The following is a 24,717-nucleotide window of genomic DNA, read 5'->3' as shown; positions in this document are numbered from 1 at the left end:
GCACGGCCCATCATCACGCGAGGAGGCAGAACTCGGCCACGATTGCGGCCCCACCATGAGGTGTTCCGGTCGGCCGCCGACTCGGGTCTCGCACCGGAGCGACCGGCGGAGGCGTTCAAACACCGGTCAGGATGTCCGGTCGGACCGCGCCCGGATCAGGTGAAGGCCCCGGGCGGCGGACTCCCGCAGGAGCGGGGTCATCCCGCGACGACGGCCATCCGGTCGCTGATCTGCTGCGCGGTGGCGAGGACCTTCTGGGCGATCTCCGTCTCGGCCTCCGGGTACACGCGTGAGGCGAGGGCGGCGACGCTGACGGCCGCGACCACGTTCTTGTTCTCGTCCCGGATCGGCGCGGCGATGCCGACCACGTCGGGGTCGAGTTCGCCGCGGGTGACGGAGTAGCCGATGCGGCGGATGCGGCCGAGGCGTTCCATCAGCGCGTCGACATCGGTGAGGGTGGCCGGGGTGAACCGCCGCAGTTCGGCGTTCTGAAGCAGGCGGCGGGCCTCGTCCTCCGGGCTCCAGGCCAGCAGCACGAGGGCGGAGGCGCCGGCGTTGATGGGCAGGGCACTGCCGCGCTCGTAGGAGATGCGGACCGCGCGGGTGCTCTCCGCGCGGTCCACGCACACGACGAGGTCGCCGGTGCGGCGGGTGAGCAGGACCGTCTCGTGCGTGTCGACGGCGAGGTCCTCCATCGACGGCATGGCGACTTCGGAGAGGCCGTAGCTGCGGCGGGCCAGCCGGGCGATCTCCAGCACCCGCAGGCCGAGCCGGAACCCGCCGCCGGGGGCCTCTTCGAGGAAACGTCCGGCGACGAGGCTCTGGAGGTAGCGGTAGGCGGTGGAGCGTGCCACGCCGAGCCGCTCGGCCACGGCCGTCCCGGAGACGACGAGATGGACGTCGTCGAACATGGTCAGGATGTCGAGTGCCCGGTCGGCCGTGGAGTTGCGGTCGCGGTAGCTGGGGGACGTGTTTCCTGACATGCGAGACACTGTAGCGGGTGGGCGCGGCGTGGTGGAGGCCGCGCCCGGCCGTCCGCTCGCCCGGTCTACAGCCGGTCCTTGACGACGGTGTTGCGCAGTTCCCCGATGCCCTCCACTGCGGTGACGAGTTCCTGGCCGGGGCGCAGGAAGACCTTCGGGTCGCGGCCGGCGCCCACGCCTCCCGGGGTTCCGGTGAGGATCAGGTCGCCGGGGAGCAGCGTGATGATGGTGCTGATGTAGGCGATGGTGTCTGCCACGTCGAAGAGCAGGTCGGCGGTGTTGGACTTCTGCATGGTGTGGCCGTCGACGCTGCAGGAGATGTCCAGTCCGGAGGCTCCGGGCGGGAGTTCGTCGGGGGTGACCAGGACGGGTCCGACCGGGGTGGTGGCCTCGAAGGTCTTGCCGGAGAGGAACTCCCGGGTGCGGTGCTGCCAGTCCCGCACGGTGACGTCGTTGGCGACCGTGTAGCCGGCCACGTGCTCCAGGGCCTTCTCACGCGGCACATGGCGGCCGTGGCGGCCGACGACGACGCCCAACTCGGCCTCCCAGTCGAGGTCGTCGCTGACCGGCGGCATGTGGATCTCGTCGTGAGCACCGATGAGGGAGCCGTCGTACTTGGCGAACAGGGTGGGGTGGGCGGGGGTCGGGCGGCCCATCTCCCGGATGTGGGTGGCGTAGTTGAGGCCCAGGCAGACGATCTTGCTGGGGTGGGGGACGAGCGGGGCCAGCGAGGCCCCGGCCAGCGGCAGGCGCTCGCCGTCCGCGGCGGCCGCCCGTTCCTGCCAGTCGTCGCCGGTGGCGAGCAGCGCGCCGACGTCGGAGTGGGGCAGCAGGACGAGTTCGTCGCCTTCCTGCCGGGCGGCAGCGGTCTGGCGGCCGTCGGCGACGCGGACGGTGCTGAGTCTCATCGGGGTACTCCCTGGGAGTCGTGCTGGATCTCGGGTTCGGGGTCGAGGTCGGCGCCGTCCGTCCTGGGGCGGGCGGCGAAGGACCGCAGCCACGCTCCGACGTGCGCGGTCCGCGCGGAGGTGAAGACAGCGGTCACCAGACGGTCGGGACGTACGAGGACGAAGGAGCCGGTCAGCCCGGCGAAGAGGGCGTCGAGCCGGCCGTCGGCGTCGGCGATCCCCACGCGGCCGGCTCGGTCACGCGGCGCACGGTCGTCGAGGTGGACGTCCACGGCGGTGGCGTCGGGAAGGCCGGCCCGCGCGACGGCCGTCCAGTCGGTGTCGGTCACGTCGATCCCGAGCAGGCTCCAGCCCTGTCCGAGCACGTCGTCGAGCCGGCTGAGCCGGTGGCTCGGACCTCGCAGCACCCGCGGCTGGGGCAGCATCGTGCCGACGAGTGCACGGCCCGGGCCGTCCGCGTGGAGCACGGCACCCGCGCGGACGCGGGCGTCGGGGCGGTAGCGCATCTCGGTCAGATAGCGGCGTCCCGGCGGGGTGAGCATGGCCGTGCGCACCAGCAGGTCGCGCAGCAGAGCGCGGGGGCGGCTGGTGGTCATGACGACGCGGCCGAGGCGTACGGAGAGGCCGATCACGGCCCGGGCGTGCGGGCGGCGCTCGGTGTCGTACGTGTCGAGCAAGGCGTCGCCGGCCCGGCCCGCCAGGACGTCGGCGATCTTCCAGCACAGGTTGGCCGCGTCCCGCAGACCGGAGTTGAGGCCCTGGCCGGCGAAGGGCGGCATCATGTGCGCGGCGTCGCCGAGCAGGAAGCAGCGGCCCTCGCGCAGCCGGTCGGCGAGCAGCGCGTGGAAGCTGTACGCGACCGCGCGCTCGATCTGCCCTGGAGTGATCTGCCGGTAGGGCCGCAGGAGTTCACGCACGAGGGCGAGCGGCGGAGGCGAGCCCGCCGCACACTCTCCGGGCTTCAGCCGGAACTCGTAACGGCAGCGGCCGTCCCGGCCGGGGACGATGACCACGGGTCGGTCGGGGTCTCCGTGGTGCATACCGAATCGCTGGTCGTGTGTGTCCTCAAGGGTGTCGACCACCAGCCACACATCCGGGAAGCTGCGCCCGCGCATGGGGACGGACAGCAGGTCGCGCACGGTACTGCGGCCGCCGTCGCAGCCGAGGAGGTACGCGGCCTCCAGTTCCTCCACCGGCCCGTCCTCCCCGCCCGTACGGAGCGAGGCGCGCACCCGGCCGGGCTCCTGGGTGAGATCTGTCAACCGGGTGCCGAAGCGGACGTCGACGCTCGGGAGCCGGTCCAGTTGTTCCCGCAGCACTCGCTCCAGGTCGGGCTGGGCGAAGGGGTTCTTGAAGGGGTGTCCGAGGCGCTGGTCGCCGGAGCCGCGGGCGTGCAGGAGAGGCCGCCCGCCGACGCCGAAGTACCTGGTCCCGGTACCCGGCACGATGATCGGGTAGACCGCCTCGTCGAGGCCGTCGGCCGACTGCAGGGTGCGCAGCGACTCGTCGTCCAGGCTGATCGCTTTGGCGTCGTTGCTGGTGGTGGCGTTGCGTTCCACCAGCACGACCCGTATCCCCCGGGAGCCCAGCAGATGGGCGGCCGTCAGTCCGGTCGGGCCGGCGCCGACCACCAGGACCGGCGGCGCCGGGGATGTCGTGGGCACGGCGGTCACTGGACCGGCTGGTAGGCGGGACCGCCCTCGGTCAGCAGCCGCTCGACCTCGGCGAAGATCTCGTCCGGGGACAGGTCGAGGTCGAGGGACTTGCGGAAGGGCTGGCGCACGTCGCGCTCCAGCCGCAGATAGACCTCGTTGCGGTTGCCCTCGGGGTCGAAGAAGTAGATCCCGATGGCGTTGCCGTGGGTCACTTCCTGCTGGACCTCGATGCCCTCGGCGCGGAACCTGTGGTGGAAGTCGATGACCGTGTCCAGCGAGTCCACCCGCCATGACACCTGGTGGGTGAGCTTGGCGCCGGGAGGTGCGGTGCGGCCCCGCTGGAGGACGAACTCGTGGTGCTCCTCCTCTGGGCGCGCGGAGAAGAAGACGATGCCGCGCTCCTCGTCCTCGTCGGTGACGGTCAGGCCCAGGACCCGCTCGTAGAAGTCCCGCATCGTCTCCAGGTCGTCGACCCAGAAGCCGGTGTGACCCAGTCCAGTGATCGCCATATTGATGTCTCCTTTAACGGGACGATAGTTTTGCTTAATAGGACACTAGGGCGAGAGGCGGGCCGAGGTCAACCAGGCGAGATCACAGCCGCACACCTCTTGACGCCACAGCCCCCTTCGAGGCAGCGTCCTGTATCACGCTATTAAGGTCCGAACATGCGGGACATCAAACTGTGGGAATGGGACACCATGACGCTTTTGGACAGCAGTACCTGGGAAGGCCGCGTCTTCTCCGGATCAGGTGAGTGGATCAGCGGCTCGGGCGAGGTCTACGACGCCGTCGAGCCGGCGACGGGCAAGGCGCTGGGCCGCGTCGGCTCCGCCACGCCCGCCGACGTGGACCGGGCGGTGGAGCGGGCGGTGCGGGCCCAGCGGGAGTGGGCGGCGCGGCCGTACTCCGACCGGGCCGCCGTACTGCGCCGTGCCGCGCGTCTTTTCGAGGAACACCAGCGGGAGATCGAGACCTGGCTGATGCGGGAGTCCGGCGCGATCCGGCCCTTCGCCGCACTCCAGGTCACCAGCGGCGGTGCGGAGGAGTGCCACGAGGCCGCCGCCCTCGCCGGGGCACCCTACGGCGAGCTGCTGCGCTCCGGACAGCAGCGGCTGTCCTTCGCCCGCCGCGTCCCAGTCGGGGTCGTCGGTGTCATCGCGCCGTTCAACGTGCCGATCATCCTGGCCATGCGGGCGGTCGCCCCGGCGCTCGCCCTCGGCAACGCGGTCGTCCTCAAGCCGGACCCCCGGACCGCGATCAGCGGCGGTGTCGTCTTCGCCCGGATCTTCGAGGAGGCTGGTCTGCCGCCCGGTCTGCTGCACGTCCTGCCCGGCGGCGCGGACGTCGGAGCGGCCGTCGTCGAGCACCCGCGGATCCCCGTCATCGCGTTCACCGGCTCCACCCGGGCCGGCCGCGCCATCGGTGTCGCCGCAGCCCAGCATCTCAAGCGCGTCCACCTGGAACTGGGCGGCAACTCCGCGCTCGTCATCATGGACGACGTCGACCTGGACAAGGCCGCCTCAGTGGGCGCCTGGGGGTCCTTCGTCCACGCCGGCCAGATCTGCATGGCCAGCAGCCGCCACCTCGTCCACGCCTCGGTCGCCGACGAGTACACCGCCCTGCTCGCCCAGCACGCCGACGCGCTCCCGGTCGGTGACCCGACCACCGAGCAGGTCGCCCTGGGACCGGTCATCGACACCGGCCAGCGCGACACCATCCACCGCACCGTCACCGAGTCCGTCGAGGCCGGGGCCCGGCTGGCCGCGGGCGGCACCTACGAGGAGCTCTTCTACCGGCCGACCGTCCTGACCGACGTACCGCTCACCGCGCCCGCCTACGCCCAGGAGATCTTCGGGCCCGTGGCACCCGTGGTCACCTTCCAGGACCTCGACGAGGCCGCCGACCTGGCCGCCGGGACCGAGTACGGACTGTCCCTCGGCATCCTCACCCGGGACGTCATGAAGGGCCTGGCCCTCGCGGAGCGGATCCCCAGTGGTCTGGTGCACATCAACGACCAGACGGTCAACGACGAGACGCTCATCCCCTTCGGCGGGGTCGGCGACTCCGGCACCGGGGCCCGCCACGGCGGCGCGGCCGCCAACCTCGACGCCTTCACCGAACAGCAGTGGGTCACCGTACGCGGCGAACTCCCGCACTACCCCTTCTGACCGCCCCGCCCCACAGAGCCGCACGGAGAGTCCCATGCCCCTGGACCCCATGACCGTCGTTCCCCGTCGGACCGCCCCGCCGCCCGCCGAGGCCGGCTGGTCGACCGGCAACAAGTTCCTGGGTGGCCCCTTCGCGCCCTGGACGGAGGAGAGCGAGGCGTACGACCTGGACGTGGACGGCGAGATACCGGCCGACCTCGCGGGCGCGCTGTTCCGCGTCTCCTCCAACCCCCGCTTCCAGCCTCGCAACACCGACCGCTACCACTGGTGGGAGGGCGACGGCATGGTGTGCGGGATCTACCTGCGCGAGGGCAGGGCCGCCTACCGCACCCGCTGGGTGGAGACCGACTCGATGAAGGTCGAGGTCGAGGCCGGGGAGGCCGTCTACAGCGGCTTCGTCAACGGCGGCACTGCGGGCCGGCTGCCCGAGGGCGCCCCGCGCGCCAAGAACGTCGCCAACATCAACGCCGGCCTCTTCGACGACCACCTGCTCGTCTACTTCGACGGCGGACTCCCACACGCCCTGGACCCCGAGACCCTGCGCACCTTGGGCACGTACGACTTCCACGGCGGCATCGACGTCCTGTGCACCGGCCACTACAAGACCGACCCCGACACCGGCGACATGCTCTTCTTCGCCGCCACCGGGCCCGTCATCACCTGGTACCGCGCCGATGTGAAGACCGCCGAAATCATCGACTCGCACTCCTTCGACATCGGCGTGCCGGTCCTCATGCACGACTTCGCCGTCAGTGACACGTACGCGGTCTTCTTCGTCACCCCCGCCCAGTTCCGCCTCGACCTGGTGGCGCAGAGCCTGCCCGGAGTGGTCTGGGACGAGAACTCTCTCGAACACGGCGTCCAGATCGTCCTGATGAACCGCCACACCCACGAGGTCACCTGGCACGAACTCGGCGGCCACTGGGCCAACACCCACTTCTACAACGCCTACGAGAAGGACGGCGAGCTGGTCGTCGACGGTCACCGCATCGACCGGCTCGGCAGCCCCGTCGACCGCCTCTCCACGCCGCTGGGGTCCCATGAGTGGTTCCCGCCGGCCATGCCCTACCGGTGGCGTGTCGACCTGGAGACCGGACGAGCCACGGAGGAGATGATCAGCGGAGTCTTCGGGGAGTTCCCGAAGATCAACGACGCCTGCACGGGCCGGCCGCACCGCTACGGCTACTTCGTCACCACGCGCGGCCTGGCCGACGACACGATGTCCGACGGCCTCGCCCGCCACGACTACCTCCTCGACCGCACCACCGTCGTCGAGGGCCCGGACGGCCTGACCAGCCCCAGCGAGCCGGTCTTCGTGGCCCGTGAGAACGCCCGCGCCGAGGACGACGGCTACCTGCTGTCCCTGTGGTGGAACCGCACGACCGACCGCAGCGAACTGCTCGTCCACGACGCGGCCGACCTGCGCCGCACCCCGCTGGCCCGGGTCAAGCTCCCCAGCCGGGTGCCGTTCGGCTTCCACGGCAGCTGGGCCGACCACCACACGCTGGACCGGGCCATCGCCGCCCACCGCGGCGACGGCTGACGGCCGTGCGGGATCTGGCGGGCAGGACCGCCTTCATCACCGGCGGGGACAGCGGCATCGGTCTCGGCGTGGCACAGGTGCTGTGTCACGCCGGCATGAACGTGGTCATCTGCGGCGTCGTCACGGAGTCGCTGCGGAGCGCGCAACGCGAACTCGCGCGTATCGGCCGGGCCGAAGCGGTTCGGCTCGACGTGCGGGACCGGGAGGCGTTCGCCGCCGTAGCCGACCGTCTCGACGCGGACTACGGCGGCGTGGACGTGCTGGTCAACAACGCGGGCGTCGGTTTCCTCGCACCGGCGGTCGAGGCGAGCTTCGACCAGTGGGACTGGGTGCTCGACATCAACCTCACCGGCGTCTTCAACGGCATCCGGACCTTCCTGCCACGCATGCTGGCCGCCGGCCGCCCGGGGCACATCGTCTCGACCGCGTCGATCGGCGGCTTGCTCGGCACCCCGGGAGCGCTCTACGTGGCCGCGAAATTCGGTGTGGTGGGGCTGATGGAGGCACTGGCGGCCGAACTACGCGACACCCACGTCAACGTGTCCGTCCTGACACCGGGAATCGTCCGCACCAACATCCACCAGGGCCCGCCGCCCCCTGGCGGGCCGGGGCCGCAGGCGCCGGGCGCCCTCGCCGAGGCCGACCTGCACCAAACAGCGATGCTTCCGCGGGAAGTCGGTGAGCGGGTCCTGCTGGCGATACAGGAGGAAAGCCTCTACGTCCTGACCCACGCCGAGCACCGGGACCTGCTCGCCCGGCGGTTCGACGCGATCCTCGCCTCGGTCCCCACCGGCCAGGAGAACCCGCACCGTGCCGCGGTGGAGAGGTCGGTGCTCGCCAACCCGGTCTACGACGAGGTCCTGGCCTCCGCGGAGGCCCGACGGTGACGGCGCACGGCATGGAGGGATCGGTCGTGCTCGTGACCGGCGCCGGCTCGGGCATCGGGCGGGCGGCGGCGGGACTGTTCGCCGAACGGGGTGCGGCCGTCGTCGCGGCGGACCGCTCCGAATCCGGCGCGGGCACCGCCGCCGCCATCACGGCGGCGGGCGGCAGGGCCGTCTTCGTCCAGGCGGACGTGTCGGTCGAGAAGGAGGTCGAGAACATGGTCGCCGCAGCGGTCGACACCTACGGCGCTCTGGACGCAGCGTTCAACAACGCGGGCATCGCACCCCCGGTGGCACCGATCGAGCGGCTCAGCAGCGAGAGCTGGGAGCTGTCGGAGGCGGTGAACCTGCGTGGCGTGTGGCTGTGCATGAAGCACGAACTGGCCGTCATGGCACGGCAGGGCCACGGAGCGATCGTGAACACGTCCTCGGTCGCCGGCCTCGTGGGCAATCCGGGCGGCGGAGCCGCTTACTCCGCGTTCAAGCACGGTGTTGTCGGGCTGACCAGATCAGCGGCCGCCGAGCACGGACGGCACGGCATCCGCGTCAACGCGATAGCTCCGGGCCTGACCCGCACCGGCATGCTCCGGCACCTGGAGCAACACGAGCACCTCGACGCCGAGGGCGCCGCCGCCACCACTCCGCTCGGCCGCGTGGCCCAGCCGCGGGAGGTCGCCGAGGCCGCGTACTGGCTCGCGTCTCCCCGGTCGAGTTTCGTCACCGGTCACGTCCTGGCCGTCGACGGCGGCGAGACCTGCGTCTGACGTGCTCCGGCCTCGGGAAAGGAAACGTTCCATGCCTCTCGTGTCCGGCGGCGACCTCGTCGTCCGCCTCCTGCAACAGGCCGGTGTGGACCGGATGTTCGGCATCAACGGCGCGCACATCGACGCCGTCTATCAGGCCGCGCTCGACCACCGGCTGCCCATCGTGGACACGCGGCACGAGATGAACGCCGGCCACGCGGCCGAAGGGTACGCCCGGGTGCGCAACGCCTTCGGCGTCGCGCTGCTCACCGCGGGCGGCGGGTTCACCAACGCCGTGACGTCGATGGCCAACGCTCACCTCGACCGCACTCCCGTGCTCTACCTCGCGGCGTCCGGGCCGCTCGCCAACGACCAGACCAACACCCTGCAGGCGGGCCTGGACCAGGTGGCGATCGCGACACCCGTCACCAAATGGGCGCACCGGGTAACGCGCGCTTCACTGATCCCCCGCGTCCTGGCCCGCGCGATCCGCATCGCGCTCGCCGCACCACGGGGGCCCGTGCTGGTCGACATCCCCTGGGACGTGCTGACCGAGCAGATCGACCTGCCCGACCTGACCACGGAACTCCTCCGCGGCGCCGACCACGGGCCGGGTCTCTCACACGCCGGGGCGGAACAGATCCTGGATCTCCTGGCGCAGGCCCGGAGGCCGGTGATCATCGCCGGTTCCGAGGTTCCGCGATCGGGGGCCGGCGGTGAGCTGCGGGCCTTCGCCGAGCGACTCGGCATACCGTTGATGGCGGACTACGAGGGCCTCGGCGCGATCACACCCGGTTCTCTGAACTTCGGTCTGCTGCAGGGCCTGCACGGTCTGCCGCCGGGAGGGGAGCCCGATCTGGTGATCATGGCGGGGCTGCGGTTCGGCCTGACGACCGCGCACGGCTCGGGTGCGCTGATCCCGCGTGCGGCGCGTGTGGTGCAGATCGATCCCTCCGCCGGCGAACTGGGACTCCTTCAGCCGGTCTCGCTCTCGGTCGCCGCCGACCCGCTGCCGGTTTTCCAGGATCTCAACCGGGCGCTCACCCTCAGGCAGGCTTCCGGCCCCGAACCGACCGGTTGGCAGGCCACCCTGCGAGCGCACCTTCGTCGGCGGCTCGAAGCCGTGGCCTGTCAGGTCGTCCCCGATGAGCGCGTGCACCCCTACGACGCCGTGTGCGCCATCGCCGCGGCACTACCCGACAGGTCGGTGGTCGTCGCCGACGGCGCGCTCACGTACCTCTGGCTGTCGGAGGCGATCTCCGAGGCACCGGTGTCCGCGTTCCTCTGCCACGGCTACCTCGGTTCCATGGGAGTCGGCATGGGCGTCGCGCTGGGAGCACAGGCAGCCGTGGCTCCCGGGACGAACGTCGTCCTGGTGACCGGTGACGGGTCGGTCGGCTACAGCCTCGGCGAGTTCGACTCCATGGTGCGCGCCGGACTCGCAGTGGTCGTCGTCGTGCTCAGCAACCGGGCGTGGGGCGCCACTCTGCACGCGCAGGAACTCATGCACGGCAAGGACCGGGTGGTCAACAACCGGCTGGAGAACGGCTCCTACGCCGCCGCCGCGCTCGCCCTCGGCGCAGACGGCTACCAGGTCCGCGCCCTCGACGAACTCGCGCCCACCCTCGCCAAGGCCCTCCTGAGTGGACGGCCGTCCTGCGTGGAGGTCCATGTGAGTCTCGACCCGATACCGCCGGAAGAGCGGGTGATCATGGGCGGCAGCCCGTTCTGAGTGCGTCTTCTCCCCCACGCGTCCGACACCCCGGAGCCACCCGACCGTGGCGGCTCACGACTCGTCAGGGAACTGCCATGTTGTTCGACTTCGGCCAACCGACCGACGGCCTCATCCAGATGGCGTTCGTCGTCGAGGATCTCGACGCGGCGATGGCCCGTTTCAGCGAGAGTTTCGGGGTGGGGCCGTGGACGGTCCTGCGGGACTTCGCGGGCGACAACCCCCGCTACCGGGGCGAACCCTCCGAGGCACGGGCGCACGTGGCGCTCGGTTTCGGCGGGCACATGCAGTACGAGCTCATCCAGCCGGCGGACGAACTCCCGTCGGTGCACCGCGACGTGATCGTCCAGCGGGGATACGGCTTCCACCATTTCGGCTGCGCCACAACGGCTTTCGACACAGCGGTGGAGGCGATGCGACGCAAGGGCTACGAGGCCGTGTTCACCGCGTCCGTCGGGCCCGACTCCCGCGTCTCCTACTTCGACACGCGTGACGTCCTTCCCGGCATGACCGAACTCATCGAGGCGAGCCCGGGCCTGGACGCGGCCTTCACCGCGATGTACAGGGAATCCCTTCACCCCACATTGTCTTGATAAACAGGATATTCGTCCCGGTTAAAGAGACTAATAGTAGCTAGACGATGTGCGCACGGAACTCAGGGTGCCCCACTGGCGGACTACCGCCCGCTCAGCGTGAGCGCCACCTTTCATCCGTCCTCACAATGTCCCAATACTTAGGACTAGCGTTTCGACATAAGGGACCGTACGCTTCGGCGAAGTTACGGTCAACCACTCGCCGCATGACACCGGGGGCACTCCTGGCGCGCGGCGGTGAGGAGTTACGGCGTGAAGAGACTGGATGCTGAGACCACCCCCGAAGCACGGCCGAACCCAGGCACCCTGTCCGGGGCACCTCTCCAGGTACGAGGGCTCGCCAAGCGGTTCGGCGGTGTCACGGCTCTCGATGGTGTCGACCTCTCGGTGGCGTCCGGCGAAGCGGTCGCCGTCATCGGTCCCAACGGCGCCGGAAAGAGCACCCTGCTCAAGCTGATCTCCGGCGTGCACCGCCCGAGCGAGGGCGAGGTGTGGCTGGGTGAGCAGCGGCTGGACCGCATGCCGGCGCACCGTGTCGCCCGCACCGGTGTCGCACTGGCCCATCAGGTCCCGCGGCCCTTCCACGGGCTGACCGTCCGGGAAAACGTACGGGTCGGGGCCATGGCGAGCCGGCCCCATCCCCACCCCGGAGAGATCGACGAGATCCTCGCTCGGTGCCGCCTGGACACCAAGGCCTCCCGTCCCGCCGACTCCTTGCGCGTCCTGGACCTGAAGCGGCTGGAGGTGGCCCGGGCCCTGGCCACCCGTCCCCGGGTGCTCATGTTCGACGAGGTCGCGGCCGGGCTCGTGGGCCGCGAGCTGGACGAGGCGATCGACCTGATCCGGCAGGTCCACGACCAGGGCATCACCGTGCTCCTGGTCGAGCACATCGAACGGGTGGTACGGGAACTCGTCGACCGCGTCCTGGTGCTCAACTGGGGCCGCCCCCTGGCCGAGGGCACACCCGCCGAGATCGCCGCGAACGAGGAGGTGCGGGCCGTCTACCTCGGCGACAGGGCTCAGGCTTCTCCGGCGCGCACTCCGGCCACCGCGCCGGCATCGGACACCACGGCCGTGCTCGCCCTCGACTCGGTCAGCGCCGGTTACGGCGACATGGTCGCCCTGCGGGATTTCTCGATGCGCGTCGAGGCCGGACAGATCGTGACCGTCCTGGGCGCCAACGGGGCCGGCAAGTCGACGCTCTGCGCCACGATCATGGGCGCGGTCGAGGCGAGATCGGGTTCCGTGCACGCCCTCGGCCAGGACATCACCGGCATGGCCACTTACCGGCGCGCCCGCCTGGGCATCGCCCACTGCCAGGAAGGCCGCCGCGTCTTCACCGGCCTCTCCGTCGCCGAGAACCTGATGCTCGGCGCTCCGCTCGCGCTGGCCAAGGATGAGGTGCGCGGCCGCATGGAACGCGTCCACGCGATCTTCCCGGTGCTCGCTGAACGTGCCACCCAGCAGGCCGGCACCATGTCCGGCGGCCAGCAGCAGATGCTGGCCGTGGGACGCGCCCTCATGGCCGACCCCCGGGTGCTGATCTGCGACGAGATCTCACTCGGCCTCGCCCCCGTGGCCATCGACTCCTTGTACGGGGCACTCGCCGAGATCAACTCCCAGGGCGTCGCGATCGTCCTGGTCGAGCAGAACGTCAAGCGGGCGCTGGGCATCGCCGACCACGCCGTCGTGCTGTCCCGCGGCCGCGTCTCGTACACCGGCGATCCGGCGGGCCTGCTCAGTGACGAGGCCCTGGACGCCGCCTACTTCGGCACCACCGAGGACAACGCCGCTAAAGCCGGCTCCTCGTCCCTGCTCTCCTCATCCCTGCCCTCCTCGCCCCTGCCCTCCTCGCCCCTGCCCTCCTCCTCCGCTCCCCGACCGCTCAGCGCCTCCGAAGGAGACCCCTGGTGACCAGAACCACCCACCGCCGCACCTGCGCACTCGTCGGTGCCGCACTGCTCGCCGCCACCGCCGGCTGCGCGGGCAACGCCTCCAGCAGCAGCGGTTCCAGCAGTGATGACGGTCCCATCGTCATCGGGACGAGCATCTCGCTGTCCGGCAACACCGTCCTCAACCAGATTCGCGACGGTTACCTCCTGGCGGTCCAGCAGGCGAACGCCGAAGGCGGCCTGGAGGTGGGCGGGAAGAAGCGGAAGGTCGAGTTGAAGGTGCTCGACAACCGCAGCGACACGAACACGATGGTCCAGCAGGTGCGTTCCCTGGTGCTCACCGACAAGGCTGTGGGGCTGCTGGGGTCGTGCTGCCAGCAGAACATCGACATGCAGGGCCAGGCCGACGCGCTGAAGGTGCCGCTGGTGATGGGCGCCCTGCCCGTCGAGCTGCTGCCCGAGGGCAAGGGCTACACCTGGGACTCCTTCCAGTCGCTCGCCGACGGGGCCAAGGGCTTCTACGAGGTCGCCGCCGGGGCGAAGACCAACAAGAAGACCCTGGTCGTCACCAACAACGACGCCCAGGGCACCTCCACCGGAAAGCTCTGGGCGGGCACCGGCGAGAAGGCCGGCTTCACCGTCACCGCCACCAAGTCCGTCCCCACCGGCACCACGGATTTCTCCGACGTCATCAAGGCCGGGAAGTCCTCCGGCGCACAGGTGCTGATCGCCTCGATGACCCCGCCGGACTGCTTCGCGATGTGGAAGCAGATGAAGGCACTCGCCTACAAGCCCAAGGTGGCCATCGGTCTGCAGTGCGCCCAGACGCCCGGCTGGGGCGACCTCGGCACGCTCGGAGACGGCACCCTCGTCCAGCTGAACTGGTCCGACACGGCCGGGCTGCCGGACACCGACCTCATCGTCGAGAAGTACGGCAAGAAGTACACCAACCTCACCGACCTGGGCTCGGTCGCCCTCGGGCTGCACGAGGCGACCATCCTCCTGGACGCCATCAAGGCCGCGGGAAGCACCGACACCGAAGCCATCAACAAGGCACTGGCCGAGAGCACCACCGTCTCCGCACAGGGCTCCGTGAAGTTCGTCGACAACAAGAGCGTGACCCCCACCTTCATCGGCCAGTGGGAGGACGGCGCCATCAAGCAGGTCTGGCCCGCCAAGGGCGGGTCCCCGCTCGCCTCCCTGTCCGGGCTGGAATGAGGCCCGGCATGAGCGCGCTGCGACCCACCACGAGCGTGAGCGAACGGAGCACATCGTGAGCCTCGACGTCCTGGCCGCCGGTATCCTCGCCGGCGGCCTGTACGCCCTGATCGGCCTGGGCATCTCCCTGGTCTTCGGCGTACTGGGCCTGATGAACCTGGCCCACGGCGAACTCGTCATCGGCGGCGCCTACCTGGCGTCCCTGCTGGTGGTGGACACCGGCTGGGACCCGCTCCTGGCCCTGCCGCTCGCCATGGCGGGCGTCGCCCTGATCGCCTATCCGCTGCAGCGGTATCTGCTCACCCCCCTCCTGCGAGGGGACAGGAGCGCCCCGCTGGTGGCCACCTTCGGGCTGTCCCTGCTCGCCCAGGCACTGTTCCAGGGCGGGTTCGGCACCCATCCCAAGAGCCTGCCCGCCCCCTACGCGACCTCCGGTGTCTCCGTCCTCGGCCTGCGGATCCAGACGATCTATCTGATCGCCTTCGCGCTGACCGTCCTCCTGTGCGCCGCCACCCACCTCGTCCTGACCCGCACGCGCGCCGGCAGCGCGGTCAGGGCGGCCTCGGCGGACCCGGCCACCGCCGCCGTGCTCGGCATCAACGTGCCGACGGTGTACGCCATGACCTTCGCCGGCGCCGCCGCCCTCGCCGCGGCCGGCGGCGTCCTGACCGGTGTCGCCCAGAGTTTCACGCCCACCAGCGGGATGCCGCTGCTGCTGACCGGCATGGCCGTGATGGCCCTGGCCGGCATCGGCAGCGTCGGCGGGGTCCTCCTCGCCGGCGTCGCTCTCGGCGTCCTCCAGTCGGTCAGCGTCCAGCTGTTCGGCGGCGGCATGCGCGACGTCGTCGTCTACCTCGCCTTCTTCCTCGTCCTCGCCATACGCCCCCAGGGCCTGTTCCGAAAGGCCGCCGGATGAAAACCCCGACCGTCCCACGAGGGACGCCGAAGGCCCTGTGGCCCGCGGTCGCCCTCGCGACCGTCACGATCGCCGCCTTCGCGCTCGCCCCGGTGCTCTCCCTCGGGCAGCTGGACCTGAGCGTCACCCTGCTGACGTATCTGACGATCGCCCAGGCATGGAACGTCCTCGCCGGTTTCAGCGGCCAGATCTCCCTCGGCGCCGCCGCGTTCATGGCGACCGGCGGCTATACGACCGCGCTGATCCTGATCCACACCGGACTGCCCTGGCCGCTGGCCCTGGTCGGCGCGGGCATCGGCGCGGGCCTCCTCGCCCTGCTGCTCGCCGTACCGCTGCTGCGGCTGCGCGGCGACTACTTCGCCGTGGGCACACTGGCCGTCGCCGTCGCCCTCCAGGCCCTGCTCAGCAACTGGAACTGGGCCGGCGGCGCCAGCGGACTGACGCTCCCCACAGAGCGGATTCCCAGCGGCGGCAACCTGTATCAGATCGCGGTCCTGGTCGCCGCCCTGGCCATGGCCCTCACCCTCTACGTCCGGCACAGCGCCTTCGGCCTGCGGCTCGCCGCCGTCCGCGACAACGAACCGGCCGCCGCGGGACTCGGCGTATCGGTATACCGCCACCGTCTCGCCGCACTGGTGCCCACCAGCGCGCTCACCGGCCTGGCCGGCGCGGTCGTCGCCTTCCAGTTCGTCGTCATCTCCCCCGACGGGGTGGCCAGCGTCAACTGGAGCCTGAACGCCGTCCTCATGGCCGTGGTCGGCGGCGCGGGCACCGTCCTCGGCCCCGTCGTCGGCGTCGGCGTCGTCTACTACGGACTGACCCGCGCACTCCAGGACCAGCAGACCCTGTCCCTGGTCATCGAGGGCGCCCTGCTGATCGCCATCGTCCGCTTCGCCCCGCAAGGCGCCTGGCCCCTCATCTGCCGCGCCGCCCGGGTCCCGATCGCCCGCCGCCGGAAGCCCACGCCCGGTGCGGACACCATCCCCGACGCCATCCCACGAACGCCGGAACATGTGTAACCGTGGTGTCACCGCCTTCGCCGCCGTGCCCCCGTCCGGCGACCGATGCGTCGGTGTGCGACGGTCACGACGTCGCCGCTCCCGGCAGCGGGCAAGAGCCGGACGGCTCGCGGACGCTGGGGGTGGCGAGCCACGTCGCGGCTGCGGCACGCAGCACTGGGGTCTGGTTCGTGCCGCAACCCCTGAGAGGCGTTCAGTCGCCGCGTTCGAGAGCTCCGGCCGCCGAGAAGGCGCCGTCGTCCGTCAGCTCCGGCCGCCCCGCAGTCCGTCCTGGACGATCTCCCTGAGCACTCCGAGCCCGCCCGCTTCGCCTCGGTAGCGCTGCATGGCCATACAGCCCACCAGCAGAGCTCTCACGTCGTCGACCGCGAGGCCCCCGCGTACCGCACCAACGGCCTGGGCCCGTGCGAGCAGGTCGCCGAACGTGTTCCGGAACCGCTTCTCGGCCTCGGGGGCGAGCACCTCGGCGGCGTAGCCCGCCTCGGCCATGGCCTCGGCAAGCCCCTTGTCCCCCGCACCCTCGTCGACGCCCGCCCAGAAGAACGCGAAGAAGGCATCTCCTGGGTCACGGGTCGCCACGAGGTCGGCGGCCGAGGCGACCAGGTGGTCCAGCCGGTCCAGTACGACGGCTTCGAACAGGGCTTCCTTGGTCGGGAAGTGCCGGTAGACGGTCCCCGCGCCCACGCCCGCCCGCCGGGCGATCTCGTCGATCGGCACCCCGAAGCCCTCGGCGGCGAACACCTCGTGCGCCGTCTCAAGAACTCGGGCCCTGTTTCGCCTGGCGTCGGCACGCAGCGGTTTCACGCTCTCCTGGCCGGCAGACACGTCCACGCTCCTACCCCCTCCCCGGGACTGATTGCTCCTGCCACCGCATGATCTCCCATCCGATGAAAGCGGAGCAATCGTTCCACCTCTTGCAAGCGGGGCGATCGTTCCGTATCTTAATCGGGGCGACCGTTCCGCATGTGGGTTCGGCGCAGTGAGGGAGTGACGGCATGGCCAACTCGCGGACCGCCGAACGGCGGACCGAGGCCGGGATTCGAGACCGCACGGGCACTCACGGAGCACCATGCCACCGTCGCGCTCGCCCGCGAGGCTCCCTGCCGATCGCTCCGTACACCCACAACCGCCGTCAAGCACCGGCTGCGGGCGGAGCCGGAGCGACTGAATACGTGACGGCCCTCCCTGAAGCGCACTACTGACTGCCTGAACTGACCTCTCACATAAGGATGTTGAGTCAATCCACATGTCAGGCCAATTAGGAAAAGACATCGTGTCGTTTCTCAATGCAGAAGTGAGTCCCACGCCCGCGCCGGTCGCGTCGCGGTCTCCAGGTCGCCCGATGGACGTCCAGCGCGACGCCGCGTTGCTGGACGCGGCGCTGCAGCTGCTCTCCGAGGTGGGCTACGAACGGCTGAGCCTGACCGAGGTGTGCCGCAGGGCCAGGGCCAGCACGAAGACGGTGTACCGGCGCTGGTCCAACAAGGATCAGCTGATGGCCGCCGCGTTACGCAGGGCGGTGTCCCGGAGCGTGGACGAGCAGGTTCCCCTGACGTCTTCGGGATCCCTTCGCGAGGACCTGGTGCGCAACCTGCTGCCGTCCGCGGTCCCGGAACAGCAGCGCACGCCCCAGTACTTCTCCGGACTGCTGGTCGCCGCGTCCGGTGGCGACGAGGTCGGGCGGATGGCCAAGGAGCTGTGCCGCGTGCACCACGCCCGCGTCGCGGAGACGGTCCTGGGCTGGGCCCGGGAGCGCGGGGAACTCGCTGAGGGCGCTGACCCCGTACTGATCGCCGACCTCGCCCGGAGCGCGCTGATCCATCAGGTTCTGGTCGCCGACGGTGAGCTCGACGCCGGCTTCGTGGAGTCCTTCGTGGACCGGGTGCTGCTGCCGGTGCTGGCTCCCTTCCGGACGGGAGGTGCCCGGTGAGGATCAGCGTCGACCTGAACCGCTGCGAGGGATACGGGCAGTGCGTGTTCGCCGCCCCCTCGGCCTTCACCCTGCACGGCCTGGAGGCCCTGACCTACGTACCGAATCCCCCGGACGAGATGCGGGACGCCGTGCACCGGGCCGCCCTGGCCTGCCCGGTACGGGCCATCACCGTCGGCGTCGAGGACGAGCCAGCCGGGGCCACACCGCGCCAGGACCGGCATGTGGTCGTCGTCGGTGCTTCGCTCGCCGGACTGAAGACTGCCGAGGCGCTGCGTGAGAACGGGTTCACGGGCCCGCTGACAATCATCGGGGACGAGCCGCACCGGCCGTACGACCGACCGCCGCTGACCAAAGCGTGCGTCAGCGAGAAGCTCCCTCCCGGTCGGCTCGAACTGCCGGTCACCCGCCCCCTGGACGCCCGCTTCCTGCTGGGCACCGCAGCCGTGGGGCTGGACACGGAGCGGCGCTCGGTCGTCCTGGCCGACGGCGGCACCGTCGGCTACGACATCCTGGTGATCGCGACCGGCACCCGCGCCCGCCCGTTCCCCGGCTGGGCGCCCGAAGGCGTCCTCACCGTCCGCACCCGCGACGACGCCGAGGACCTCCAGAAGCGCCTGGCCCGGCAGCCGCGCCGGGTGGTGGTGGTCGGTGCCGGTTTCCTGGGCGGTGAGCTGGCCTCCGGCCTGCGCGAACTGGGGCTCCCGGTGACGCTGGTCGAGGCGCAGGCGACTCCCCTGCAGGGCCCGTTGGGCAGGACGGTGGGCGATGTGGTGGCCGGCCTGGCCAGGAGCACGGGCGTGGACCTGCGCCTCGGCACCACCGTCGACGAGTTCGTGGCGGACGAGAAGCACGCATTGCGGCAGGTCCGGCTGTCGGACGGCGAGACGGTCGAAGCGGATCTCGCGGTCGTCGCGCTGGGCGCCGTACGCAATGTCGAATGGCTGGCGGGCTCGGCCGTGCGCGCGGACACGGGCGGGGTGCACTGCGACGAGCTGTGCCACGCGCTCGATCAGGAGGGGCGCCCGCTGCCGGACGTGTACGCGGCCGGGGACATCGCCGCCCTGCCGCACCCTCTGTTCCCCGGCCGGCGTCTGTCGGTCGAGCACTGGGGCAGCGCTGTCGACCAGGCCCGTACCGTCGCCCACGACATCACCCGCGAGCCCGGCGAGGAACGACTTCCCCACGTCGAGTTGCCGTCTTTCTGGTCCACCCAGTTCGGCGTCAACATCAAGGGCGTCGGTTTCCCCGGCGCCGCCGACCGGATCGCCGTCGTGCAGGGCACCCCCGGCCAAGGCCCCTTCAGCGTCCTGTACGGCCTGGGGGAGCGCACCATCGGCGCGGTCACCTTCGACAACGGCCGCAATCTGCACCACTACACCTCCCTCGTCCGCGAACAGGCGCCGTTTCCGCCCCGGTTCGCCACCAGCGACGAGAACACCTCCCCCGCGCTGCGGCCGATCGGCCGCTGACCCCACGATTCCCCCCACCGCGAAAGCGAGCACGGCCCCATGGCATCGACACTGCTCAAGCAGATACTCCACCCCGACAGCCGACCCCACCCCTGGGACCTCTACGCCGACCTGCGCGGGGAACCGGTCAGCGTGCAGGACGACGGAACCCACGTCGTCGGCGGATACGAGGAGATCACCGCGCTGCTGCGCGACCCCCGCGTCTCCGTCGATCCCGGCAAGGCCGCCGCGGGCGGCCGGATCGGCACCGAGGCCCAGGAACCCGGCCAGGCACCGCCCTTCCTCGTGCGGGACAACCCGGCACACGACCGGCTGCGCGGACAGGCGATGCGCCACTTCGGACCGCCCGAACTCCCCGGTGGCGTCGAGGGGTTGCGGACGATGGTGGAGGACCTGGTGCGCGACCGTATCGACCGGCTGACCGGGCGCACCGAGTTCGACCTCGTGTCCGAGGTCGCCTACCCGGTGCCCGTCCTGGTGATCTGCCACCTGCTGGGCATCCCGCCCCAGGACGCCGACGCCCTCGCCCACTCCTCCGAGGACGCGGTGCGCGGTCCGGAGTTCCAGGTGGACCCGTACGACCCGGAGGTGACAGCGGCCAGAACCCACGCCTTCGAGAAACTGGGCACCTACTTCGCGGCGCACATCGAGCGGCTCCGGGAGAACCCGGGCGAGGACATGCTCTCCAGGATGATCCACGACGACGGCCCCCGTGGCCGGATGAGCACACCGGAGCTGCTGAACACCGCGATCACGCTCTTCGTCGGCGGTCACGAGACAACCGTCAACCTCATCGCCAGCTGCATGCTCCTGCTGCTGCGCCACCCGGACCAGCTGGCCCGCCTGCAGGCCGACCCCTCCCTCATGGCCGGCGCGATCGAGGAGACGCTGCGTATGGAGCCCTCGGTGCACATGCGGGCCCGGATCGCCGTCGACGACATCCGCGTCGGGGACCACCACGTCATCCCCCGGGGCTCCTCGATCATCCTCAACATCGCCGCCGGCAACCGCGACCCCCGGCGCTTCCCCGACCCTGACACCTTCGACATCACGCGCCCGGACAACGCCCATCTCAGCTTCTCCGGCGGCATCCACTACTGCTTCGGCGCCTCGCTCGGCCGGATGGAAGGCCAGATCGCGGTGCGGCGGCTGGTCCAGCGCCTGGTCGCCCCACGGCTGCTGCAGGACCCCCCGCCCTACCGCGTCCCGGCCGACCTTCGAGGCCCCTCGGCCCTGCACCTGGCCGTGGACGACGTACGGGCCGCCTGAACCACGCCGCCCCTCTGCCCGACACACCGTCACCGTCCGCCGAACCGAGAGAGCGAAGCGCATGACCACCGAATCCGCCTCACGCATTCCCCCGCCCGCCGAGGAGACCGCGCCCAGCAGCGACGTCACCCTCACCGTCAACGGCAAGCTCCACTCCCTCCGGGTCGACAACCGGACCTCGCTGCTGGATCTGCTGCGCGAACACCTGGGCCTGACCGGTTCGAAGACGGGCTGCAACGCCGGAGCCTGCGGCGCGTGCACCGTGCTCGTGGACGGCCGCCGGGTCAACTCCTGTCTTACGCTGGCAGTACGCCTGGAAGGCGCCGAGGTCACCACCGTCGAGGGCCTGGCCGACGGCGACGAACTGCACCCGCTGCAGCAGGCGTTCATCGATCTGGACGCCGCCCAGTGCGGCTTCTGCACACCCGGCCAGATCATGTCCGGTGTCGGCTGCATCCGAGAGGGCCACACCGGCTCCGGGGAAGAGATCCGGGAGTGGATGAGCGGCAACATCTGCCGCTGCGGCTGCTACGTGAACATCGTGCGCGCGGTCGGGCAGACCGCGGGCCGGATATAGGACGGCGGCCATGTATCCCTTCACGTACACACGGGTCTCCGGCACCCGCGAAGCTCTCGCCGCGGGCCGCGAGGGCAGCCGTTACATCGCGGGCGGCACCACCCTGGTCGATCTGATGCGGGAGAGCGTCGAACGCCCCGGCGCTCTGGTCGACATCAGCGCGCTGCCGTTGCACGAGGTCACCGTCACCGACGACGGCGTCCTGCGGATCGGCGCCCTGGTCAGGATGGCCGACGCCGCCGCTCACCCCGACGTGCGCACCGCCTACCCGGTGGTCTCGCAGGCCCTGGAGCTGAGCGCGTCCGCCCAGCTGCGCAACATGGCCACCATCGGCGGCAACATCATGCAGCGCACCCGGTGCACCTACTTCCGTGATGTGACCGCCCCCTGCAACAAGCGCGAGCCGGGCACGGGATGTGCCGCGCGCGAGGGGGTCAACCGCGCCCACGCGATCCTCGGCACCTCCGACGCCTGCGTGGCCGCCCACCCCTCCGATGTCGCCGTCGCCTTCGCGGCGCTGGAGGCGAACGTGCACCTGCTGGGACCGGACGGGGCCCGAACGGTTCCCTTCGCCGACTTCCTGCTCCGGCCCGGCGACACCCCCCGCCGCGAACACGCTCTGGGCCAAGGGGAGTTGATCACGGCGGTGGAGATCCCGGCCCATCCGCGCCCGCTGCGGTCCGGCTATCTGAAGGTCCGCGACCGGCAGTCGTACGAGTTCGCTCTCACCTCGGCCGCCGTCGCCCTGCACATCCGGGACGGCGTGATCCGCGAGGCGAAGGTCGCCGCCGGAGGCGTGGGCACCGTGCCCTGGAAGCTGCCCGCCGTCGAACAGCACCTCATCGGCGAGCGGCCCTCGGAGTCCCTGTGGACGGCCGCCGCCGAGCACGCGGCGGACGGCGCCCGTCCCCTGGCCCACAACGGTTTCAAGGTCGACCTGCTCAAGCGGACGGTCGAACGCCAGTTGCGCATCGTAGGAGGCGACGCATGACCCCCCAGCCCCAGGCAGCCGTCGGCGCCCCGCTGACGCGGGTCGACGCACGGCTGAAGGTGACCGGCCAGGCCCGGTACGCGGCCGACTTCGACGCCGACGGGCTGGTGCACGCCGTCGTCGTCGACAGCGGCATCGGTCTCGGCCGCATCACCTCCGTCGACACCGCCGCCGCCCTCGCCCTGCCCGGCGTGCTGACGGTGCTCACCCACCTCAACGCGCCCCGGCTGCCCTACGGCCCCAACCCCGGAATGGCGACCCCGCCCGGCGAACGGCTGCACGTGCTGGAGGACGACCGGGTCCGCTTCCACGGACAGCCCGTCGCCGTCGTGGTCGCCACCACCCTGGAGACGGCCCGGCACGCCGCGCGCCTGGTGCGGGCGGAGTACGACGCCGAGCCGCCCTCGACCGACCTGTCGACCGCGACGGACGACACGCCGGTCACGTACGAGCGCGGTGACGCGGAGCGTGCGCTGCGGTCGGCCGACGTGCGGCTGGAGTTGACGTACCGGACCGCCCGACAGCACCACAACGCGATGGAGCCGCACGCCACCGTCGCCCGCTGGGACGACGGCCGGCTCACGGTGTGGCAGAAGACCCAGTGGATCCACGGCGCACAGGCCGAACTCGCCGCCGTCTTCGGACTGCCCGAGGACGCGGTGCGTGTCGTGTCACCGTTCGTCGGGGGCGCGTTCGGCAACGCCTCACGGATCTGGCCGCAGGGGGTCATGGCGGCCCTCGCCGCCCGTGAGGTGGGGCGGCCCGTCAAACTCGTGCTCAGCCGCAGGCAGTTGTATTTCGGGACGGGCTACCGGCCCGGGTACGAGTACCAGGTGCGCCTGGGCAGCGACGGGCAGGGCCGGCTGACGGCGATGACCCACGTCATGCGGGCGGAGACCTCTCGTTACGAGACGTTCCAGGACGACATCCTGAGCATCGGCCAGATGCTCTACGACGTGCCCGCGGTCACCCAGGACTGGCGCACCGTTCCCCTGGACGTCAGCACGCCGACATTCATGCGCGGCCCCGGCGGCGCCACGGCCGCCTACGCCGTCGAGTCCGCGATGGACGAACTCGCCTGTGAACTCGGTCTGGACCCGATCGAGTTGAGGCTGCGCAACGAACCCGACCGGGATCCGACGAGTGGACTGCCGTTCTCCACCCGGCGGCTGCGCGAGTGCTACGCCACGGGTGCCCGCGAGTTCGGCTGGCACCTTCGTGACCCGAGGCCCCGCTCCATCCGGGACGGCGACTGGCTGATCGGCACCGGCATGGCCACCGGCGCCCACCCCTCCTGGAGCGTCACCTCCCTGGCGCACGTACGCCTCGACGCGGACGGTACCGCGGTGGTGCAGAGCGCCACGAGCGACATGGGGCCCGGCACGTACACCGTCATGACCCAGGTCGCCGCCGACGCGCTCGGCCTGCCGGTGCGCGCGGTGCGGTTCGAACTGGGCGACACCACCATGCCGCCCCCCGTGGGCCACGGCGGCTCCATGACGACGCCCAGCGTCGGCTCCGCCGTCCAGGACGGCTGCGCCAAGCTGCGCGGGGAGGCCGTCGAACTCGCCGTGAAGGACGAGGAGTCACCGCTGTTCGGCGTCGCCGCCGACGACGTCGTCGTAGCGGACGGACGTCTGTACGTGCGCGACGAGCCCGCGCGCGGGGAGACCTACCGGAGCCTTCTGGCCCGGTCCGGACGGGATCGGCTGGAAGCGGACGGTGAATACGTTCCGGCCGGGCTGCCGTTCTCCACGCACTCCTACAGCGTGACGTTCGCCGAGGTCGCCGTCGACGCCCGCCTCGGGCTGGTGCGGGTGCGGCGGATGCTGGGCGTGTACGACGTCGGCCGCGTCATCAACCCCAAGCTCGCCGACAGCCAGGCCATCGGCGGCATGATCGGCGGAATCGGCCAGGCCCTGCTGGAGCACACGGTCACCGACCACCGCGACGGGCGGATCGTCAACGCCAACCTCGCCGACTACCTCGTCCCCGTCAACGCGGACATCCCCGACCTCAAGGCGATCTACCTGGAGGGCGAGGACGACAAGGTCGCCCGGATCGGGGCCAAGGGCCTCGGGGAAGTCGTCCACGTCGGCGTGGCACCCGCCATCGCCAACGCCGTCTTCCACGCCACCGGCCGCCGGATCCGCGAACTGCCCATCACCGCCGACGCCCTGCTCTGAGCGGGGCCCGCGTCGCGAACATCCCCCTACGGAGATCC

Annotated in this window: 21 protein-coding genes; 16 read left to right on the top strand and 5 right to left on the bottom strand. The window is 71.0% G+C overall.

Annotated elements, in window-relative coordinates:
• Positions 1-197: 197 nt before the first annotated feature.
• From ACWD4G_RS07830 to ACWD4G_RS07815, 4 genes are all read right to left on the bottom strand, one after another.
• Positions 198-983, bottom strand: coding sequence for an IclR family transcriptional regulator (locus tag ACWD4G_RS07830; protein WP_451291327.1), 786 nt, complete (start codon positions 981-983; stop codon positions 198-200).
• A 65-nt stretch (positions 984-1,048) separates the two neighbouring features.
• Positions 1,049-1,891, bottom strand: a complete 843-nt coding sequence (locus ACWD4G_RS07825; RefSeq protein ID WP_451291326.1) for a fumarylacetoacetate hydrolase family protein — start codon at positions 1,889-1,891, stop codon at positions 1,049-1,051.
• On the bottom strand, positions 1,888-3,522 hold the full coding sequence (locus tag ACWD4G_RS07820; RefSeq protein ID WP_451291683.1) for a bifunctional 3-(3-hydroxy-phenyl)propionate/3-hydroxycinnamic acid hydroxylase: 1,635 nt from the start codon (positions 3,520-3,522) through the stop codon (positions 1,888-1,890). The genes ACWD4G_RS07825 and ACWD4G_RS07820 overlap by 4 nt, the downstream gene beginning before the upstream one ends.
• Before the next feature lie 38 nt (positions 3,523-3,560).
• The gene (locus ACWD4G_RS07815; protein ID WP_152785666.1) at positions 3,561-4,055 is read right to left on the bottom strand and encodes a VOC family protein; all 495 of its coding nucleotides are present in this window, start codon (positions 4,053-4,055) and stop codon (positions 3,561-3,563) included.
• 189 nt (positions 4,056-4,244) lie between these two features.
• Between ACWD4G_RS07815 and ACWD4G_RS07810 the strand changes: the two genes are divergently transcribed.
• The 10 genes from ACWD4G_RS07810 (at position 4,245) to ACWD4G_RS07765 (ending at position 16,254) form a co-directional block, all read left to right on the top strand.
• On the top strand, positions 4,245-5,714 hold the full coding sequence (locus ACWD4G_RS07810; protein ID WP_451291681.1) for an aldehyde dehydrogenase family protein: 1,470 nt from the start codon (positions 4,245-4,247) through the stop codon (positions 5,712-5,714).
• Between the two features lie 34 nt (positions 5,715-5,748).
• Positions 5,749-7,257 carry a carotenoid oxygenase family protein gene (locus ACWD4G_RS07805; protein WP_451291325.1) on the top strand — a complete coding sequence of 503 codons (1,509 nt, stop codon included), beginning with the start codon at positions 5,749-5,751 and terminating at the stop codon, positions 7,255-7,257.
• A gap of 5 nt (positions 7,258-7,262) precedes the next feature.
• The gene (locus ACWD4G_RS07800; RefSeq protein WP_451291324.1) at positions 7,263-8,144 is read left to right on the top strand and encodes an SDR family oxidoreductase; all 882 of its coding nucleotides are present in this window, start codon (positions 7,263-7,265) and stop codon (positions 8,142-8,144) included.
• On the top strand, positions 8,141-8,905 hold the full coding sequence (locus ACWD4G_RS07795; RefSeq protein WP_451291323.1) for an SDR family NAD(P)-dependent oxidoreductase: 765 nt from the start codon (positions 8,141-8,143) through the stop codon (positions 8,903-8,905). Before ACWD4G_RS07800 ends, ACWD4G_RS07795 begins: the two co-directional genes overlap by 4 nt.
• 31 nt (positions 8,906-8,936) lie before the next feature.
• Entirely contained in the window at positions 8,937-10,616 is a 1,680-nt protein-coding gene (locus ACWD4G_RS07790; RefSeq protein ID WP_451291322.1) for a thiamine pyrophosphate-binding protein, read from the top strand.
• Between the two features lie 77 nt (positions 10,617-10,693).
• The gene (locus ACWD4G_RS07785) at positions 10,694-11,209 is read left to right on the top strand and encodes a VOC family protein (protein WP_451291321.1); all 516 of its coding nucleotides are present in this window, start codon (positions 10,694-10,696) and stop codon (positions 11,207-11,209) included.
• Between the two features lie 252 nt (positions 11,210-11,461).
• Complete coding sequence (locus tag ACWD4G_RS07780; RefSeq protein WP_451291320.1) at positions 11,462-13,123, top strand: ATP-binding cassette domain-containing protein; 1,662 nt, start codon at positions 11,462-11,464, stop codon at positions 13,121-13,123.
• Positions 13,120-14,319: an ABC transporter substrate-binding protein gene (locus ACWD4G_RS07775; protein ID WP_451291319.1), complete on the top strand. Its 1,200-nt coding sequence runs from the start codon at positions 13,120-13,122 to the stop codon at positions 14,317-14,319. The genes ACWD4G_RS07780 and ACWD4G_RS07775 overlap by 4 nt, the downstream gene beginning before the upstream one ends.
• A gap of 55 nt (positions 14,320-14,374) precedes the next feature.
• On the top strand, positions 14,375-15,235 hold the full coding sequence (locus tag ACWD4G_RS07770) for a branched-chain amino acid ABC transporter permease (protein ID WP_451291318.1): 861 nt from the start codon (positions 14,375-14,377) through the stop codon (positions 15,233-15,235).
• Positions 15,232-16,254, top strand: coding sequence for a branched-chain amino acid ABC transporter permease (locus ACWD4G_RS07765; RefSeq protein WP_451291317.1), 1,023 nt, complete (start codon positions 15,232-15,234; stop codon positions 16,252-16,254). The genes ACWD4G_RS07770 and ACWD4G_RS07765 overlap by 4 nt, the downstream gene beginning before the upstream one ends.
• A 243-nt stretch (positions 16,255-16,497) precedes the next feature.
• Here the strand turns inward: ACWD4G_RS07765 and ACWD4G_RS07760 are convergent, their stop codons facing one another.
• Complete coding sequence (locus ACWD4G_RS07760; RefSeq protein ID WP_451291316.1) at positions 16,498-17,079, bottom strand: TetR/AcrR family transcriptional regulator; 582 nt, start codon at positions 17,077-17,079, stop codon at positions 16,498-16,500.
• A 517-nt stretch (positions 17,080-17,596) separates the two neighbouring features.
• On the opposite strand from ACWD4G_RS07760, the gene ACWD4G_RS07755 reads away from it, so the two are divergent.
• From ACWD4G_RS07755 to ACWD4G_RS07730, 6 genes are all read left to right on the top strand, one after another.
• Positions 17,597-18,184: a TetR/AcrR family transcriptional regulator gene (locus ACWD4G_RS07755; RefSeq protein WP_451291315.1), complete on the top strand. Its 588-nt coding sequence runs from the start codon at positions 17,597-17,599 to the stop codon at positions 18,182-18,184.
• Positions 18,181-19,656, top strand: a complete 1,476-nt coding sequence (locus tag ACWD4G_RS07750) for an FAD-dependent oxidoreductase (RefSeq protein ID WP_451291314.1) — start codon at positions 18,181-18,183, stop codon at positions 19,654-19,656. Before ACWD4G_RS07755 ends, ACWD4G_RS07750 begins: the two co-directional genes overlap by 4 nt.
• Positions 19,657-19,695: 39 nt before the next feature.
• Positions 19,696-20,925 carry a cytochrome P450 gene (locus ACWD4G_RS07745; RefSeq protein WP_451291313.1) on the top strand — a complete coding sequence of 410 codons (1,230 nt, stop codon included), beginning with the start codon at positions 19,696-19,698 and terminating at the stop codon, positions 20,923-20,925.
• Between the two features lie 61 nt (positions 20,926-20,986).
• Positions 20,987-21,502, top strand: a complete 516-nt coding sequence (locus ACWD4G_RS07740) for a (2Fe-2S)-binding protein (protein ID WP_194083143.1) — start codon at positions 20,987-20,989, stop codon at positions 21,500-21,502.
• A 10-nt stretch (positions 21,503-21,512) separates the two neighbouring features.
• Positions 21,513-22,493 carry an FAD binding domain-containing protein gene (locus ACWD4G_RS07735; RefSeq protein ID WP_451291312.1) on the top strand — a complete coding sequence of 327 codons (981 nt, stop codon included), beginning with the start codon at positions 21,513-21,515 and terminating at the stop codon, positions 22,491-22,493.
• Positions 22,490-24,679: a xanthine dehydrogenase family protein molybdopterin-binding subunit gene (locus ACWD4G_RS07730; protein WP_451291311.1), complete on the top strand. Its 2,190-nt coding sequence runs from the start codon at positions 22,490-22,492 to the stop codon at positions 24,677-24,679. The genes ACWD4G_RS07735 and ACWD4G_RS07730 overlap by 4 nt, the downstream gene beginning before the upstream one ends.
• Positions 24,680-24,717 lie beyond the last annotated feature (38 nt).

This window comes from Streptomyces sp. NPDC002643 (genome assembly GCF_053592555.1).
This window is presented reverse-complemented; position numbering and strand designations above follow the sequence as displayed.